We start from the raw sequence: 16,171 nt of genomic DNA, 5'->3' as shown, positions 1-16,171 counted from the left end.
CCTAATCAGCTCGCCTCCCTGACTTACTCATGCACGCCGACAGTTACCGACACCGTGGCCAGCGCCGCGCTCTTGTAGAGGAGCTGCGCCGCAAGGGCATTCGCGACGAGCGCGTACTAGCTGCCGTGGCTAGTGTGCCCCGCCACCTGTTTTTTGAGCCGGCATTTCAGGAACACGCATACCAGGACAAAGCCTTCCCGATTGGCGAGGGCCAGACCATCTCGCAGCCGTACACGGTGGCCTACCAAACGGAGCTGCTGCACCTGCGCCCCCACGACCGGGTACTGGAAATCGGGACGGGTTCGGGCTACCAATGCGCTGTGTTGCTGCATCTTACGCCCCACGTATTCAGCATCGAGTTTAACACCGTGTTGTTTGAGCGCACGCGCCGCCGACTAGCCAGCATGCACCTGCACGCTCACCTTTTCTGCGGCGACGGCTCGGTGGGGCTGCCCGCCCACGCTCCCTTCGATAAGATCTTGGTTACGGCCGGCTCACCAACAATTCCGCGGGTGCTGCTGAGCCAGCTACGGGTAGGCGGCGCGCTGGTCATTCCGGTGGGCAACGAGCGCAGCCAGCGCATGATGCGCGTGGTGCGCGAAAGTGAGGATGAGTTTTCGAGCGAAGAATTCGAGGAATTCCGCTTCGTGCCGTTGCTGGGCCGGGCGGGTTGGCAGAAGTGACGTTTTTAGCTATGGTTATACCTGAATAGCAGCCACGCTCAAAACTACAAATGGTTATTAATCAATAACTTATGAAAAATATCTTTACTTCATGCATCTTATTACTGCTAACTGCCTGCTCCTCCTCTATATCTTCTAATAAGACGGAAGCCTTTTGGCTATGGTTTGTAGAAAATAGGGCAGAATTTGAGCATCTTAATGAGGCTACTCGAAACGAAAAAGATGAAAAGCTTAATCAGCTTCTCGAACAACTGCTCAAAATCGATGACGGCCTTGCTGTGGAGGTTTCAAATGAATCTCAAGGTGTCCGCGATCTGGTGATTTCAGCGGAAGGCGATAAAGAAAAGTTTCCAGTGGTAAAGGAAATTGTACAAACGGCACCTTTCATCCCTGGTTGGACTGTAACGGCCTTCCGCCAACGGTCGGACGATGACTTCACTTTGCAATACCGCTCCCTCCGATTTACTCCTTCCGATATGTATTTCTACCCAATTGCAGAAGGTGATTCGCTGGATTTAATCATCTACAGCAAAGGCTTAAAAAATCACAATCCTGACACGGTTGCTTTCTATGGATTGATAGCTATGGACAACGTATTGGGCGAATATGATTGTGTGATGAAAGTTCGGCATTATGACTTTCAGGATTTGGTCGATGAGAAGGATAAAAGCAATTTGAAGCCCTTGAAGGATCTACCTGACTATGTGGATTCTTTCCATCGAAACAACCAGCGTAACAAATCTCAATAGCTAGTTTCGCTTCCTGGAAAAGCCCACTTGCCACTGTCCTATCTTTGCGCTCTCTTTTTAGCAGAACTTTTCCCCGATGATGCGCAAACAGAAGCCCGTTAAAGACTCGTTCGTGATAATGACCGAGCTGGTGCTCCCCAACGATACCAACACGCTCAACAACCTGATGGGCGGCCGGATGATGCACCTGATGGACATTGCGGCCGCTATTTCGGCCCAAAAACACTCCAATCGCATCGTAGTCACGGCTTCCGTAGACAACGTATCGTTTCGCGACAGCATCCGGCTGGGCAACGTTGTGACGCTGCAAGCTCAGGTAACGCGCGCCTTCAGCTCCAGCATGGAAGTGCACATCGACGTGTGGGCCGAAGACATTCCTTCGGGCACGAAAGTAAAATCCAACGAGGCCTTTTTCACCTTTGTGGCCGTCGACCAAACCGGCCGTCCCATCGACGTGCCCGAAGCCGTGCCGGAAACAGAAGACGAGATTCGGCTTTACGACGATGCGCTGCGTCGCCGGCAACTGCGCCTGGTACTGGCCGGCCGCATGAAGCCCACCGACGCCACCGAACTACGCGCCCTCTTTGAATTGGAATAAATCCCGCAACCGCTAATCAACCCCGCTGTGGAACAGGATTCGCTGGCTTTTTTCGAGAACTTTTACACCAACGTGACGCTGTACGTGGTGCCGGAGCCAGGCGCTACTTCCACACCAGCGGCCGTGTCGGCAGCGCCGGCTACAGCGCCTCCCATTGCGGAGACGCCAGCGCCGGTTGTTCCTTTGCCACCAGCCAGGCCGGCTGCTGCGCCCGTTGCAGCTACTCCGGCACCACCGAAGCTGCCGTCGTTGTCAGACTTAAAGTTACCGGCAGCGCCGGCGGCGGCCGTTGCGCCCGTCTCTCCTTCACAACCGCCGGTTGCACCACCCGATTCGCCGCCGAAACGCACCGCTCCCCCGTTATCCGAAACCCCCTTCACGACCTTGGGCAGCAACCCCGCCGGCCTCGTCATCTTGGTGCGCATGGACCCCGAGCGATTCCGGCGTCTGCCCAAAAACGTCTTTCTGAACAACATGCTGAAAGCCATCCGTATGATTGTGGAAGATGCAGTGCTGATCAACGTAGAGTCGCATTTGCCCGTGGAGCTAAAAACCCTTCGTCAGCATTTGGCTGCTACTCAGATCATTGGCTTCGGCAAAAACCTACTCGACGTAGCCATCAACAAGACACAGCTTTACGAACCCGTAATTCTGGCTGGCGATGCGGGCTATCTACCCGCCGCCGAAATTGAATTGATTGAGGAAGACAACAGCCGCAAAAAACTGCTCTGGCGCGCTATGCAACGCATGTTTATGAGCTAACTACTTGATCTACAACGTAGTACCTAAATCTAGTTCCCCTCCTTTTTTCAAGGAGGGGTTAGGGGTGGTAAAGCTAAAGCTAGAATTTAATCCTTCTTGCTTATTCAACGATTGAACCACCCCTAACCCCTCCTTGAAAAAAGGAGGGGAACTAGCTCTTGACCTCACCTCGTATCCACAAAAAAGCCCTGCTTCCCAGCAGGCCTTTTTTTTAATTCATTGGTTAACATGGTTACAAACTTACAGTGGTTTACCGCCCAGCAGCGAGGCTAGCTTATCATCCAAGGCTTCACCACGCAGGTTCTTGGCGATGATGCGGCCCTGTGGATCGAGCAGCACCGATTGCGGGATGGATTTTACGCTGTAGGTCTGGCCGGCAGCGCTTTCCCAGCCTTTGAGGTCCGAGACGTGCGTCCAGGTCAGGCCGTCTTTCTCGATGGCTTTCAGCCACTTAGCCCGGTCTTGGTCGAAGGAAACGCTGTAGATCTCGAAGCCTTTGCCTTTGAATTTGTTGTAGGCCTTTACTACGTTGGGGTTTTCCTGCCGGCAGGGTCCGCACCAGGATGCCCAGAAGTCGATAAGCACGTACTTGCCGCGTAAGCTACTCAGGGCCACCTCTTTACCGTCCGGGGCGGCCAGTTTGATTTCGGGTGCTACCACGCCCAGTGCCGTGCTGCGCAACGGATCGAGGCGGGCGGTTAGCTCTTTAGTATAGCGCGAGTCTGGCAGCGTTTTTTTGAATTGCGTAGCCATCGAATCGGCAAAGACGAACTGCTCGTCGGGGTTCAGCAGGTTGCCCACGGCAAACGCCGACACCACCGAATTTGGATTCTGTCTTACCAGTTGTTTCACAGCGGCCGCGTTGCGGGCCTGGGCGGCAAAGAACTGCTTTTCAATGACTTTCATCGAGTCAGGCCGGTTCGACGACGCGGCTTGCGTGTAGCGCTGCTCCAGCTTCTGCATCTCACCTTTCGACTGTTGCATGGTGCGGCTCAGCTGTTGCAACAGTTCCGAATCTTTAGAACCCTTCACCGTGTAGTTGGTGCCCAGCGAAGTAGCGTCGCCGCTGAGTTCCAGGCTGCTTTTGTTGTCGAGCGCCACCAGCACTTGGTTGGCATCAGTTAGCTTGACTTGGTAGAGGCCGGCTTCGGGTGCGGTGCCCTTGAAGCTGAAGTGGCCTTTGTCGTCGAGGGTGGCCGTATCGCGGGCAATAAACTGGGTGGTACCCAACTCAGAAAGATACACTTTGCTGCCAGCCGGCGCGTTGGTCAACTGACCATTTATCTGATAACCAGCACTATCGGAACCGGTAATACTGGTGGTGGGAGTTGTTGCTTTGTTGCAAGCATTGGCCATACCGAGTACGGCTCCAATCAGCAAAAAACTCTTCATGTTATATTTCATCTCGGGTGACGGACAGGCTACGGGCCTGCAAACCGTTAGGCAAAGAACAGGAATTGGAGCTGCAAGTTGCCAAATTTGAGTGGGAATGGCGAAGTAACGGACATACTTACCGTTTCGTACGCGGTTGGGAATTTCTACTCAAAACCCGAAATCCAGCCATAGGTTCCCGACAAAGGAGCGAAACATCCTATTCATCAGCCGGCAACAGCGCCGCCAGCCTATCCCCTAATTCTTTGGTAGTCAGATTTTTGGCTACAATTCTACCTTGCTGATCGAGGAGCACGGCGAAGGGAATGGCTTGCACGGAATAGGTCTGGCAGGCTTCGCTTCCAAAGCCTTTTAGGTCGGAAACGTGGTGCCAAGGCAGTTTGTCGGCGGCAATGGCCTTGGCCCAGGCCTGCGGCGAATCGTCGAGCGACACACCGTATACGTCAAAACCACGCGCGTGGTACTTGTGATAAAGCCGCAGCACTTCCGGATTTGCCTCCCGGCACGGCCCGCACCACGATGCCCAGAAATCAACCAGCACATAGTGGCCGCGCAACTCCGAAAGAGCCAAACGTGGCCCCGCTGGCGTGGGCAGATTAATCTCCGGAGCCAGGTGCCCGACGGCAGTGGCGCGTTGCTGCTGCAACTGCCGAACGAGCTTTTGGGTGTAGCGCGAAGTCGGGCGCTGCTGCTCAAAATGGCGCGTCATCGAATCAGCGAAGGCAAAATCCTTTTCCTGCGAAAAGTTTGTCAGCACCAGATATGGGGCTACGTACGAATCGGCGTGCGCACGAATCAGCTGCTTGGTGTCGCGCGGAATTTGGTCGTAAATGGCTTGCGTTTTCTTAGCCGAAGCCGCTTCGGCCGCTGCCGTATCGGCGGACGAGGCCAGATAGCGTTGCAGGTTGGCATTGCGCAAGTTGTCGTACTGGGCGTACCAATTGCGGTATTGCTGCGCAATTTCTGCTTCCGGCGAGCCGCTCAGGTGGGCCGTATTGTAGAAGTGTTCGGCGTCGGCTACAAGGCGCAAGTGGCTGCTATTGTCGAGCGGCACCTGAATAGTGCCTTGCAACTCCCCGCTGCCCAGCAGGTATACCACGGGCTCCGGCACCCGACCGTGCAGCGTAAAGTGGCCGCCAGCATCAAGCACGGCCGAGTCGATCTTGGTGTTGGTACCGTTCCAATAATCAAGCAGATACACTTTCGCGCCGGGGAGCGCATGCGTTATCGCCCCGTCCAAGGAATAACCACCGGCATCGGCTTTCGCACTTCCTTGGACGGCCGGAGAAGTGGTACCCGAATGACAAGCTGCGGCCAGCCAGAGCAACGGAACAAAGACGAAGAAGCGCATTGATATTTTATACATTGAACAACGGCAAAAATGAAAAACCACCGACACAAGAGCCGGTGGTTTTTCTAAACTAACGCAGCAAGCGCATCTTAAGCTTCCAGCTTCTGACGCAGCAACTGATTGGCCAGCTTCGGATCGGCTTTGCCGCCGGTAAGCTTCATCAGTTCGCCCATAAACATGCCGGTCAACGATTTTTTGCCGGCGCGGTATTCCGCTACTTTCACCGGGTTGGCATCCAGCACCTGCTGAATCATGCCTTCCAGTTCACCTGCATCCGACTTCTGCACAAATCCTTGACTTTCAGCTACTTGCGCAGCCGTCATTTCTGGGTGTTCGAGCAGGTACGGGTACAGCTGCTTGGAGGCGACCGAATGGCCCACCTTGTTTTCGTCGATAAGCTGGATAATGTCTGCGATGTGCTGGGGGTGCAGCGGGAAATCTTCCATCGTCAGGGCGCGCTCGTTCAAGAACGATTTCACGGGGCCTTGCACCCAGTTGGCGGCAGCTTTGGCGTTGGGCGTGAGACGCGAAAGCTCATCAAAAAACAGCGCAACTTCCTTCTGGTCAGTAAGTACCGTAGCGTCATAGTCCGACAGGCCCAGCTCGCCGGTAAAGCGCGTATAGAGCTGCTGCGGCAACGCCGGCAACTCGGCCTGCACACGGTGCAGCCACTCGTCGTCGATGACCAACGGCGGCAAATCGGGCTCCGGAAAGTAGCGGTAATCGTTCATTGTTTCCTTCGAACGTTGGCCACTGGTGGTACCCGTAGTTGCGTCGAAACCGCGGGTTTCGCTGTCCACGGTGCCGCCAGCTTCCAGAATCGCGATCTGGCGCTCGATTTCGTACTCGATGGCGCGCTGCACGTTGCGGAAGGAGTTCATGTTCTTGACCTCCACCTTCATCCCGAACTTATCGGCGCCTTTCAGCATCACCGACACGTTGGCGTCGCAGCGCAGCGAGCCTTCTTCCATGTTGCCGTCGCAGATGCCCAGGTACACCACCAGCTTCTTGATCTCGCTCAGGTAAGCATAGGCCTCATCTGAGTTGCGAATGTCCGGCTCCGATACAATTTCAATCAGCGGCACGCCGGCGCGGTTCAAGTCCACGAGCGTCTCTACTTCACCTGCCAAGTGCATCGACTTGCCGGCGTCCTCTTCCATGTGAATGCGCGTTACGCCGATTTGGCGCGTCGAACCATCGGTGAGGCGAATTTCGACGTGCCCCGCGGTACAGATTGGCGTTTTGTCCTGCGTAATCTGGTAGCCTTTGGGCAGATCGGGGTAGAAATAGTTTTTGCGCGCAAACAGGTTGTCGCGCCGAATCTGGCAATTGGTAGCGAGGCCCATTTTCATGGCGTACTCCACCGCCGTCCGGTTCACCCGCGGCAGCGTACCAGGGTGGCCTAACGTAATGACGGACAAGTTGTTATTTGGCAACGCACCGTATTCGTTCTCGTCCGACGAGTACATTTTGCTGCGCGTAAGCAGCTGCGCGTGCACTTCCAAACCGATAACAGGCTGGTATTTGGCTTTGATGGTTTCGTCCATGAGTATCTTGAATCACAGATTTCTGCTTGTAGCGGCAGATTTCACTAGTTTATTCAGGCTAAGGCCAGTTATTGAAAAGCGAAGGTAAAGGGAAGTGTAAACAACACATCCACGGCCTCTCCGTCTAATTTTCCGAGCATTCACCCACGTAAGAAACAAGTTGCTCCCTATAAATACTTCTTTATCGGCAGCATTTTCATTAGGCAGAACGCATTACAACGTCTTGCTTACCAATTCTTCCGCCTTCCCAATGGCCACATCAAGCCCGGCTACATTCTTGCCACCGGCCGTGGCGAAGAACGGCTGGCCGCCGCCGCCACCCTGAATTTCCTTGGCCAACTCGCGCACCAGCGTCGAGGCGTTGAGCTTCCCGCCTTTGGCTAGCTCATCGTCCAGCATTACCGCTAGTTGCGGCTTGCCCTCGATGTCGGCGCCGAGCACAGCCACCAGGTTGTCAACGGTCTGGCGCAGGTCGTAGGCGAGCTTTTTCAGGCCATCAGCCGACGAAGCGTTTACCTTAGCAGCCAAGAAGTTAACGCCGTTCAGTGGCTTCACTTGCGAGGCCAGCTGCTGTTTCTGGGCGTTGAGGCTCTGCTGCTCAAACTGCTCGATCTGTTTGCGCAGAGCGGCCGTTTCTTCGCTGAGGCGCTGGATGCTGGGCAGCAGGTGCTGCGGATTGCCCAACGCTTCTCGCACTTGCTGGAGCAAGTCAAGCTGCTGATCTACATAGAGTTCGGCGGCTTCACCCGTTACAGCTTCGATGCGACGGACGCCGGCACCCACGGCGCTCTCCGAGGTGATTTTGAAGAAGCCAATTTCGCCGGTGCCGCGCACATGTGTGCCGCCACAGAGTTCTACTGAGTAGTCTTTGTCGAAGGTGATGACGCGTACAAACTCACCGTATTTCTCACCAAACAATGCCATGGCGCCCAGCGACTTCGCCTCGTTGATGGGCACGTTGCGGCGCTCGTCCAACGGTATTTGCTGCCGAATGCGCTCGTTCACAATGCGCTCAATATCACGTAGTTGCTCATCCGTTACTTTCGTGAAGTGCGAGAAGTCGAAACGGAGTAGCTTTTCATTTACCAACGAGCCCTTCTGAGCAACGTGCGAGCCAATTACTTGACGCAGAGCGGCTTGCAGCAAGTGCGTAGCGGTGTGGTTCTTCCGGATCTGCTCGCGGCGGGCGTGGTCGATGCGGCCGAGGAAGTCAGCTTTCAAGTCCTCGGGCAAGTCGAGCACGGTGTGCACAATCAGGTCGTTTTCCTTCTTGGTGTCCAGCACACGCACCTTCGACAGCTCCGATTCGAGGAAGCCCGTGTCTCCTACCTGCCCACCTGACTCGGCGTAGAAAGGCGTCTGGTCGAGCACGATGTGGTACTCGGTTTTGCCCTTTTGCGTGGTTTTGCGGTAACGCAGGATGCGAGCCGGTGCTTCGTCCAGATCGTAGCCCACAAACGCCGGCTGCTCCTCCGAAGGCGTCACAATGGTCCAGTCGCTTTGCTCGGTTTCTTGGGCGTTGCGCGAGCGGTTTTTCTGCGCTGCCAATTCCTTCTGAAAACCGGCCTCGTCCACGGTCAGGTCTTTTTCGCGCGCAATCAGCGCCGTTAAGTCCAGCGGAAAGCCGAAGGTATCGGACAATTCAAACGCCGTTTTGCCGTCGATCACACCGCCTTGCGCTTTCACGGACTCCTCCAAGGCGTCAATGCGGCGCAGGCCGTTTTCCAGCGTTTTCAGGAAGGCAATTTCTTCTTCCTCAATCACCCGCTGTACAAACTGCGTCTGTTGTTTGAGTTCCGGAAACACCCCCGCCATCTGATTGGCGAGTACCGGCACCAGCTTGTAGAGGAAAGGCTGCTTGAAGCCCAACGACGAAAACGAGTAGCGCACGGCCCGGCGCAGAATGCGGCGAATTACGTAGCCAGCCTTCACGTTGGAAGGCAATTGGCCGTCGGCGATCGTGAAGCTGATGGCGCGGATGTGGTCGGCAATAACGCGGATCGCGATGTCGGTTTTCTCCATCTGGCCGGTGTATGCCACCCCGGCCTCGGCAGCGATAAACTGAATCAGCGGTTGGAAAACGTCGGTGTCGTAGTTCGACTTGACGCCCGACACGGCCATCATCAAACGCTCGAAGCCCATGCCCGTATCTACGTGTTGCTGAGGCAGTTTTACCAGCGACCCGTCGGCGCGTCGCTGGAACTCCATGAACACGTTGTTCCAGATTTCAACCACCTGCGGATGGTCGGCATTCACGAGTTCACGGCCCGATTTTGCGGCTACTTCGCTCTCGTCGCGAAGGTCGATGTGAATCTCGGTGCAGGGGCCGCAGGGGCCGGTGTCGCCCATTTCCCAGAAGTTATCCTTCTTGTTGCCGGGCAAGATGCGGTCGTCGGTAGTGTATTGGCGCCACAGGTTTTGGGTTTCGGTGTCGGCCCCAAGGTTGTCGCCCGTATCTCCTTCAAAATAAGTCACATACAAGCGGTCTTTCGGCAACTTGTATACTTCCGTCAGCAGTTCCCAGGCCCAGGCAATGGCTTCCGTCTTGAAGTAATCGCCAAACGACCAGTTGCCCAGCATTTCGAACATGGTGTGGTGGTAGGTATCGTAGCCTACTTCTTCCAAGTCGTTGTGCTTGCCCGACACGCGCAGGCACTTTTGGGTGTCGGCGATCCGCTTGAACGGAGCCGGTTTGTTGCCCAAAAAGTAGTCTTTGAAGGGTGCCATGCCGCTATTGATGAAGAGCAGCGTCGGGTCGTCTTTGAGCACCAGCGGCGCCGAGGGCACGATGTGGTGGCCTTTGGAAGCAAAGAAATCCAGGAATTGTTGGCGAACGTGGGCGGCCGTAGGAAGTGACATGGCGGATCGGGTTGCGGCGCGCCCGCAGTTGGCGGCGGCCGGGATTTTGGCTACTTTTTGGCCTTCCCAACCCAACAATCGGGTGTGGAAGGCACTTCCGACAAAGGTAGCCACTTCAACTGTAAGTCGAAACGGCGGTTGATTCACTACTTTGCCTCCTTCACTTTCCTTAATCTGCTTCCCACCATGTCTGGTTTTCATTTCGCACGCTTTGCGCCTTCGTCTTTAGCTACCCAGGCAAGTATCTGGTTTACTGGCATTTGCCTCTTGGGCAGTTTGTCGGCTGTTGGGCAATCGGTCAAAGCAACGTCCGTTTCTGCTTCAGCGCCCGGCAAAACGGTGGTTAGAAAGATTGACGGGAAGATCCTGGGGGCCGACATTTCTTTTTTGCCGCAGCTGGAAGACCGCGGCATCAAGTTTCAGGACAAGGGCGTGCAGAAGGATGCCATCGAGATTCTAAAGGACCACGGCTTCAACTACGTCCGCCTGCGCATCTTCAATAACCCCGCCGCCGACAGCGGCTATTCGCCCAAGCGCGGCTTCTGCGACCTGGAGCACACCAAGCAAATGGCCGCCCGCGCGAAGAAAGCGGGGATGAAATTGCTGCTCGACTTCCACTACAGCGACACCTGGGCCGATCCGCAGAAGCAATTTAAGCCGTCGGCGTGGGCCAACCTGAGCGGCGCCCAGCTCAACCAAGCCATCCACGACTACACCCGCGACGTGCTGCTGGCCCTGAAAGCGCAAGGCACGACGCCTGACATGGTGCAGGTGGGCAACGAAATCAACCACGGCATGATCTGGCCCGACGGCGATGTGCAGCAGGCCGACAGCCTAGTGAAGTTCGACGCGCTGGCCGATTTGCTGAAAGCTGGTGTTTCGGCTGTGCACGAAGTAGCGCCTAAAACTTTGGTAATGTTGCACATAGCGCTTGGCGGCCAGAACCTGCATTCGGTAACCTGGCTCGACCGCATTCGGGCGCGCAACGTGCCGTTTGATGTGATCGGCGAATCGTACTACCCTAAGTGGCACGGTACCATCCCAGAGTTACGCAACAACCTGACGGACTTGGCCAAACGCTATCCGCAGGACGTGGTGGTAGTGGAATACTCGGAGCGCAAAGCCGAGGTCAACGACGCCGCTTTCAGCTTGCCCAACAACAAGGGCAAGGGTACTTTTATCTGGGAACCGCTCAACACTTGGGAGGCGATTTTTGACAAGCAAGGCAAGTCCAACGAACGCATCCTGGTCTATGACGAAATCAGTAAAAAGTACAAGATTAAGTAACACTTTACCGCCAAACTAGTTAAAAAGTGCAGTCTAAGCTTTAGCTTGCGTGTTGTTGGCGCCGTTTGGAATTGCCCGCTCGGCGCGGTTCGGACATTACCTGCAACCCGCAGCTTCTAAGCCTCCAAAGCGTACGACCATGCCTTATAAAGAGCGCGATATAGAAAAGCAGTATTTCACCATCGGCGAGGTGGCGGCCCAGTTTAAGGTGGCCCCGTCGCTGATTCGCTTTTGGGAAACCGAGTTTGAGGAATTGCGCCCGCGCAAGAGCAAAAAGGGCAACCGCCTCTACACGCATCAGGACGTTGATATTTTCCGCACCATCTATCACTTGGTGAAAGAGCGCGGCTTTACCATTCCCGGCGCCCGCGACCTGCTCAAGCAAAAAGGCCCACAGCTCAAGGAAAAAATCGACGTGATTCAGTCGCTGGAAAAGGTCCGCACTTTCCTTACCACCATGCGCAAAGAGCTGGATGCCATCGCCAAATCGCAGGGGTAGGTGGACCCTCATCATAGGAAACACCTAAATGCCTTTGGTGTAGTTGTATCAACAACTGCGTTGGTGCTACTGATTGACATCGTAGCAGCGTTTGTAGCTCTTCTTCCTATAATGGGAGACAAAACCAATGGAGATTATTCGTCCGAAGAAACAGTAAGCAGGTTTATCTTAGCTATTTATCTACTTTGTTTATTAGGATTGGGGGTGCGCTTGCAAGTTAAACATCACCAAACAGCACGCTTTATTGGAGTCTTACTTGGCGCTATACCTATGCTTTGGGTAATGCGAAGGTTTCTTTTTAAATCTTATTCAGAATAATTATCAACAAAGTGCAAGTAATTAATCAGGATCTATTTCACGAGGTTGCTCTTACGCTTTTCCCCGGTATCGGGCCGCAACTGACGCGGCAGTTAATGAGTTATGGCGGTTCGGCCAAAAACGTGCTGATGGCGCCACCCGGCCGGCTGCGCAAAATTCCGGGCGTGGGCCCCGCGATGGTGGCCACGCTCACCGGAGGCGAGCGCACCCTTGCCCTCAACCGCGCCGAAACCATCTTGCGCCAATCGGAAAAAGATGGCGTACAGCTGCTTTTTTACACGCACAAAGCCTTCCCTGCCCGCCTCAAGCAGATTCCGGATGCGCCGGCGTTGCTGTACTACCAAGGCACCAGCAACCTCAACCATCCTAAAACGGTCGCGCTCGTGGGCACTCGCCAGGCCACCGACTACGGCCGTGAACAGACCGAACGCATCGTCAAAGGTGTTGCCTCACATAATCCTTTAATTATTAGCGGATTAGCCTACGGCATCGACATTGCAGCCCACCGCGCCGCCCTGCAGGAAGGATTGGAAACCATCGGCGTGATGGCCACTGGGCTGGATGTGATCTATCCACCGACGCACCGCAAAACGGCCGAAAAGATGCTCACCCAAGGCGGCCTGCTGACCGAGTTTCCGTTCGGCACCAAGCCCGACAAATACAATTTCCCGGCTCGCAATCGCATCATTGCCGGCCTTGCCGACGGCACGGTGGTAGTGGAAGCGGCAAAAAAAGGCGGTGCTCTGATTACGGCCGAAATCGCGCTGGGCTACAACAAGGATGTGCTGGCTGTGCCCGGCAACATCGGGCAGCCCACGTCTGAGGGCTGCAACGCCCTGATCAAAGACCACAAAGCGGCTCTCTACAGCGAACCCAAAGACTTGGAAGAACTGCTCAATTGGGATGCAGCACTGCATCAGACCGGCAAGTTCAAGCCCACGCCCACCTACCAGGCCGCCGACTTTTCGGAGGAAGAATTCCGCCTCGTGGAGGTGCTGATGGCCGCCAAGGAAGAGCTCATGGACAACCTTAGCTGGAAAACTCAACTACCAGTCAATCAAGTAGCTAGCTTATTGTTGGGGTTGGAGTTTCGCGGGGTGGTCAAATCGCTGCCGGGCAAGAAATACGTTTTAGTATAGCGGAAGCTTTAGCTTGCGCAGGTACCAAGCCCACAATTTATTGCTATGTATCTGCTCCACAACGGCCATTTGGTGCCGGAAGCTACGTTTGCGTTGCCCCTGCCCAACCGCGGGCTGCAATTCAACGACGGGTTTTTCGAAACGCTGATTTGGGACGACCACAAAGTACAGCTTCTGCCCTACCATACGGCCAGGATGCGGCAAGCGGCTCAGGCTTTGAGCCTACAGTTGCCCACTGCACTAACCACCGAAACTGGTTTGCAGGATATGCTGCGCGCCCTCGTGGAAGCAAAACAGCTTACCACGGCGCGGCTGCGGCTGCAATTCTGGCGAACAGGCGGCGGACTGTACGCCCCTACCACGGCGGAGGCAGAATTTGTGGTTACGGCGCAGCCCTTTCAGCCCGCTGAATCGGTGGTGAACAAGGCAGATTTTGCGCAGCGTGTGCGCACTGCTTTTTCAACGGTATCTTTTTGCAAAGGGCCCAACGCACTGCAGTACGTGCTGGCGGCACAAGAGCGGCAGCAGCGCGAACTGGACGAATTGATTTTGCTGGACGGTGCTGGCTGCGTGGCCGAGTGCGTGTCGGCCGCAATATTCTGGGTGCGTAACGGCTGTTTGTACACGCCATCCCTCGAAACAGGATGCATAGCGGGCGTACGCCGGGCTTACTTGCTTCAGCGTGCCCGTGAGCTGGCTATTCCGTGTGCAGAAGGGCTGTACGAGTCAGAGGCACTTCTACAGGCCGAAGTTGTATTTACAGCTAATATTGCCGGAATACGTATTTTAAAGCAAGTAGGTAAAGTGCTATTTTCAAGCATCAACCACAGTATACTCGACGCGCTCTTGGCGTAATCCTATGCACAAACGTGCGCTAGCTCTTGGTTCCGGAACCGCATACGCAACCAGCTTTCTTCAAATTCGAGTAGGTCGGCCTCGGTTACGTTGTTGAGGTGTAATACCTCATCACGCGCTTGAAACGTACCGTCGAGGGCGTATAGAGCGATCCAGGCGCGATGTTTCCGCGAAAGAATTGAGTTCAGGGGGGAGGGTTTTTCGGCCGATGACCATTGCATATGGACAAACATAATAGCTAAAATGAATATCCCCTATAGTTGTACTTATTAAAGTTTAATTAATTTTTCAAAGCCACCAATCGTCGTTTATTAATACATACATGAATGATTATTGTACTATTTATCGCTAAAATAATCGAAATATCAATCAACTCAACTATACAGAATACTATTTCTGATGATACTGTATAACCTCATCAAATATTTCAAAACCAAGTCTATGTAACTACTTGAGCAGTAGCCTTTAGCTAAGGATTTGTGGTACAAGTGACTCTACTGCAACGAAAAATTTGCCATCAATTCTTCTTCGGTAGTCTTGGTGGCGGGCTCAAATCGTAGCATCTGGAACACCCGTTGTGCCTCCGAGGCAAGCGCTTGCATGGCCGAAGCCGGAACCTTGTTGTCCCACCCCGGCAGCGAGCGTGGCTCCATGGCCACTACCGAAGTACTGCTTACCTCTCCACTTGGTGCAATTTTCAGCTTGATAATTACTTTGCCTTGGGCACGGGCCTGAATGGCGACGGGCGGGTACTCGCTGTTTTGGGCGAAGAAGACCATTGAAACGCTGTCTTCTGACAACGGACGGTTTTCCCGCATCCGCATGGTGAGTCCGCGCTTAAGCAGCTTCGATTGTTTTACCACCGGCGTTGAAGCAACCGGAGGAGCCACTACTGGTGGGGCAGCCGCAGGAGCCGGAGGAGGCGTAATAATTGGAACAGGCGCCGTTTTAGGTGCCGACCGCTGTTTTTTGGCCAAAGGCGTAATGGGTGCGGGAGGGGCAGCCGTCCACTGATTGAAACTGTTCTGCGCCTGCGCTGCGTGGTCTGCCAACATCATGGCCACCCCTATCACAACGATAAACCTCTTTCTCATGCTTTTCGTGAGTTAGCGTTGGTTGTGCTTTGTTCTGCCGGACCAGCTTATGCTGGGGACGCCTCAACAGGACATAGCATCGTTAGAATCAAGCAATTACTGCCTCAACCGCTTCTTGGGGCACTTGGTTGCATTTGCCGGACACAATCGGCGTTTACGCCTTCAGGGTGCGCTACGGTAACACACAGCCCGTCAGCAAGACCTGTTTTCCATCACCCGGAGTGCTGCCCATGCAGACCCACTATTAATCCTGAACGTTGCAGTCGTGTCGCCGGAAGTTCTTTGGCGATCTGCTTTCGGCTGGTATTCGTAACTTCAATTTTATTTACACAAATACCTTATGATCAAGTATTTATATAAAATTACTGCAACACATACCGAACTGGTATTTCCTCCTGAGTAGCACCCGAGGCAGGTTCGAAGCGCAGCCGCCACAGCAACTCTTTGGCGCTGCGCTGCATGGCTTCCTTGCCAGCCGCGGCCGAGGCACCTTTGTCAGCCTGGCTTTCCTGCTGAATGCTCGTGCCTGTCACTTCCGAATTGGTTACGTCGCCGGCTGGGCTCACGTTGAGGCGTACCATCACCTGCCCCGCCAGGCCAGCATGTAATGCCGCCGATGGGTAGTGTAAATGCTGCCACGTAAACATATAATAGGCCGAATCGGCTTTGCTGTAGCGGTTTCGGCGCAACCGCTCGCCTAATCCCCGGCGCAACGTCATCGAATACCCTTTGGCTACCTGCAACGAATCTTGGGTTTTGCGGCGGGCTTTCGATAATGATTGAGCGTTGTTAGGCGCCGGAGCTGCTGCGGGGGCGAATGCCGGAGCGGGCGTAGCCGCGGGAGCAACCAACGGGGCTGCGGCCGGCGCAGCTTTGCGAGCCGGCCGGGCGGCCGGTTCAGGCTTGGTAACGGGCTTGGCTTCCCAGACGTTGAATGAGTTTTGGGCCTGACCGGCATGCGCTGCCAGCAGCAAGGACCCGACCGCCAGCGTCCGAGCCGGGTTGCAAAGCGCTGTAAGTAAAGATTTTACGTTCATA

At 54.8% G+C, this 16,171-nt stretch carries 16 protein-coding genes; 9 read left to right on the top strand and 7 right to left on the bottom strand.

Going from position 1 to position 16,171, the window contains the following annotated elements; translation table 11 throughout:
- Positions 1-29: 29 nt before the first annotated feature.
- From FHG12_RS18180 to FHG12_RS18170, 3 genes are all read left to right on the top strand, one after another.
- Positions 30-683, top strand: a complete 654-nt coding sequence (locus tag FHG12_RS18180; RefSeq protein WP_139517093.1) for a protein-L-isoaspartate(D-aspartate) O-methyltransferase — start codon at positions 30-32, stop codon at positions 681-683.
- A 71-nt stretch (positions 684-754) separates the two neighbouring features.
- The gene (locus tag FHG12_RS18175; protein WP_139517092.1) at positions 755-1,432 is read left to right on the top strand and encodes a hypothetical protein; all 678 of its coding nucleotides are present in this window, start codon (positions 755-757) and stop codon (positions 1,430-1,432) included.
- 79 nt (positions 1,433-1,511) lie between these two features.
- Entirely contained in the window at positions 1,512-2,030 is a 519-nt protein-coding gene (locus FHG12_RS18170) for an acyl-CoA thioesterase (protein WP_139517910.1), read from the top strand.
- Positions 2,031-2,092: 62 nt separating this feature from the next.
- On the opposite strand, the gene FHG12_RS18165 is transcribed toward FHG12_RS18170, so the two are convergent.
- The gene (locus tag FHG12_RS18165) at positions 2,093-2,455 is read right to left on the bottom strand and encodes a hypothetical protein (RefSeq protein ID WP_139517090.1); all 363 of its coding nucleotides are present in this window, start codon (positions 2,453-2,455) and stop codon (positions 2,093-2,095) included.
- Here FHG12_RS18165 and FHG12_RS18160 point away from each other — a divergent pair.
- The gene (locus tag FHG12_RS18160) at positions 2,454-2,792 is read left to right on the top strand and encodes a hypothetical protein (RefSeq protein WP_139517088.1); all 339 of its coding nucleotides are present in this window, start codon (positions 2,454-2,456) and stop codon (positions 2,790-2,792) included. The genes FHG12_RS18165 and FHG12_RS18160 overlap by 2 nt on opposite strands.
- Before the next feature lie 240 nt (positions 2,793-3,032).
- Here the strand turns inward: FHG12_RS18160 and FHG12_RS18155 are convergent, their stop codons facing one another.
- From FHG12_RS18155 to alaS, 4 genes are all read right to left on the bottom strand, one after another.
- Positions 3,033-4,184, bottom strand: coding sequence for a TlpA disulfide reductase family protein (locus FHG12_RS18155; protein WP_165699447.1), 1,152 nt, complete (start codon positions 4,182-4,184; stop codon positions 3,033-3,035).
- 199 nt (positions 4,185-4,383) lie between these two features.
- On the bottom strand, positions 4,384-5,550 hold the full coding sequence (locus FHG12_RS18150; RefSeq protein ID WP_139517085.1) for a TlpA disulfide reductase family protein: 1,167 nt from the start codon (positions 5,548-5,550) through the stop codon (positions 4,384-4,386).
- Between the two features lie 74 nt (positions 5,551-5,624).
- The gene (gene gatB, locus FHG12_RS18145) at positions 5,625-7,082 is read right to left on the bottom strand and encodes an Asp-tRNA(Asn)/Glu-tRNA(Gln) amidotransferase subunit GatB (RefSeq protein WP_139517083.1); all 1,458 of its coding nucleotides are present in this window, start codon (positions 7,080-7,082) and stop codon (positions 5,625-5,627) included.
- Between the two features lie 213 nt (positions 7,083-7,295).
- On the bottom strand, positions 7,296-9,941 hold the full coding sequence (gene alaS, locus FHG12_RS18140) for an alanine--tRNA ligase (RefSeq protein ID WP_139517907.1): 2,646 nt from the start codon (positions 9,939-9,941) through the stop codon (positions 7,296-7,298).
- A 186-nt stretch (positions 9,942-10,127) separates the two neighbouring features.
- Between alaS and FHG12_RS18135 the strand changes: the two genes are divergently transcribed.
- The 5 genes from FHG12_RS18135 (at position 10,128) to FHG12_RS18120 (ending at position 14,039) form a co-directional block, all read left to right on the top strand.
- Positions 10,128-11,228: a glycoside hydrolase family 53 protein gene (locus tag FHG12_RS18135; RefSeq protein ID WP_139517081.1), complete on the top strand. Its 1,101-nt coding sequence runs from the start codon at positions 10,128-10,130 to the stop codon at positions 11,226-11,228.
- Positions 11,229-11,367: 139 nt separating this feature from the next.
- Positions 11,368-11,727 carry a MerR family transcriptional regulator gene (locus tag FHG12_RS18130; RefSeq protein WP_139517079.1) on the top strand — a complete coding sequence of 120 codons (360 nt, stop codon included), beginning with the start codon at positions 11,368-11,370 and terminating at the stop codon, positions 11,725-11,727.
- A complete protein-coding gene (locus tag FHG12_RS21195; RefSeq protein ID WP_230471188.1) occupies positions 11,728-12,045 on the top strand; it encodes a hypothetical protein in 318 nt (105 codons plus the stop codon).
- An 11-nt stretch (positions 12,046-12,056) separates the two neighbouring features.
- A complete protein-coding gene (gene dprA / locus FHG12_RS18125; protein ID WP_317129680.1) occupies positions 12,057-13,184 on the top strand; it encodes a DNA-processing protein DprA in 1,128 nt (375 codons plus the stop codon).
- A gap of 45 nt (positions 13,185-13,229) precedes the next feature.
- Positions 13,230-14,039 (top strand): aminotransferase class IV, encoded by an 810-nt coding sequence (locus tag FHG12_RS18120; protein ID WP_139517078.1) that lies wholly within the window; start codon positions 13,230-13,232, stop codon positions 14,037-14,039.
- A 494-nt stretch (positions 14,040-14,533) separates the two neighbouring features.
- Here FHG12_RS18120 and FHG12_RS18115 read toward each other — a convergent pair whose 3' ends face one another.
- The gene (locus tag FHG12_RS18115; protein ID WP_139517076.1) at positions 14,534-15,133 is read right to left on the bottom strand and encodes an energy transducer TonB; all 600 of its coding nucleotides are present in this window, start codon (positions 15,131-15,133) and stop codon (positions 14,534-14,536) included.
- Between the two features lie 362 nt (positions 15,134-15,495).
- Positions 15,496-16,170, bottom strand: coding sequence for a TonB family protein (locus FHG12_RS18110; protein WP_139517075.1), 675 nt, complete (start codon positions 16,168-16,170; stop codon positions 15,496-15,498).
- Position 16,171: the final 1 nt, after the last annotated feature.

Source organism: Hymenobacter jejuensis (assembly GCF_006337165.1).
GTDB lineage: Bacteria > Bacteroidota > Bacteroidia > Cytophagales > Hymenobacteraceae > Hymenobacter > Hymenobacter jejuensis.
Note: the sequence above shows the minus strand (reverse complement) of the source record. Positions and strands in the feature narration are given on the sequence as shown.

Excerpts from the sequence above, each read along its gene's own strand:
- FHG12_RS18180 (WP_139517093.1), top strand. The coding sequence starts at position 30 with ATGCACGCCGACAGTTACCGACACCGTGGCCAGCGCCGCGCTCTTGTA.
- FHG12_RS18175 (WP_139517092.1), top strand. The coding sequence starts at position 755 with ATGAAAAATATCTTTACTTCATGCATCTTATTACTGCTAACTGCCTGC.
- FHG12_RS18170 (WP_139517910.1), top strand. The coding sequence starts at position 1,512 with ATGCGCAAACAGAAGCCCGTTAAAGACTCGTTCGTGATAATGACCGAG.
- FHG12_RS18160 (WP_139517088.1), top strand. The coding sequence starts at position 2,454 with ATGGACCCCGAGCGATTCCGGCGTCTGCCCAAAAACGTCTTTCTGAAC.
- FHG12_RS18165 (WP_139517090.1), bottom strand. The coding sequence starts at position 2,455 with ATGCGCACCAAGATGACGAGGCCGGCGGGGTTGCTGCCCAAGGTCGTG.
- FHG12_RS18155 (WP_165699447.1), bottom strand. The coding sequence starts at position 4,184 with ATGAAGAGTTTTTTGCTGATTGGAGCCGTACTCGGTATGGCCAATGCT.
- FHG12_RS18150 (WP_139517085.1), bottom strand. The coding sequence starts at position 5,550 with ATGTATAAAATATCAATGCGCTTCTTCGTCTTTGTTCCGTTGCTCTGG.
- gatB (WP_139517083.1), bottom strand. The coding sequence starts at position 7,082 with ATGGACGAAACCATCAAAGCCAAATACCAGCCTGTTATCGGTTTGGAA.
- alaS (WP_139517907.1), bottom strand. The coding sequence starts at position 9,941 with ATGTCACTTCCTACGGCCGCCCACGTTCGCCAACAATTCCTGGATTTC.
- FHG12_RS18135 (WP_139517081.1), top strand. The coding sequence starts at position 10,128 with ATGTCTGGTTTTCATTTCGCACGCTTTGCGCCTTCGTCTTTAGCTACC.
- FHG12_RS18130 (WP_139517079.1), top strand. The coding sequence starts at position 11,368 with ATGCCTTATAAAGAGCGCGATATAGAAAAGCAGTATTTCACCATCGGC.
- FHG12_RS18120 (WP_139517078.1), top strand. The coding sequence starts at position 13,230 with ATGTATCTGCTCCACAACGGCCATTTGGTGCCGGAAGCTACGTTTGCG.
- FHG12_RS18115 (WP_139517076.1), bottom strand. The coding sequence starts at position 15,133 with ATGAGAAAGAGGTTTATCGTTGTGATAGGGGTGGCCATGATGTTGGCA.
- FHG12_RS18110 (WP_139517075.1), bottom strand. The coding sequence starts at position 16,170 with ATGAACGTAAAATCTTTACTTACAGCGCTTTGCAACCCGGCTCGGACG.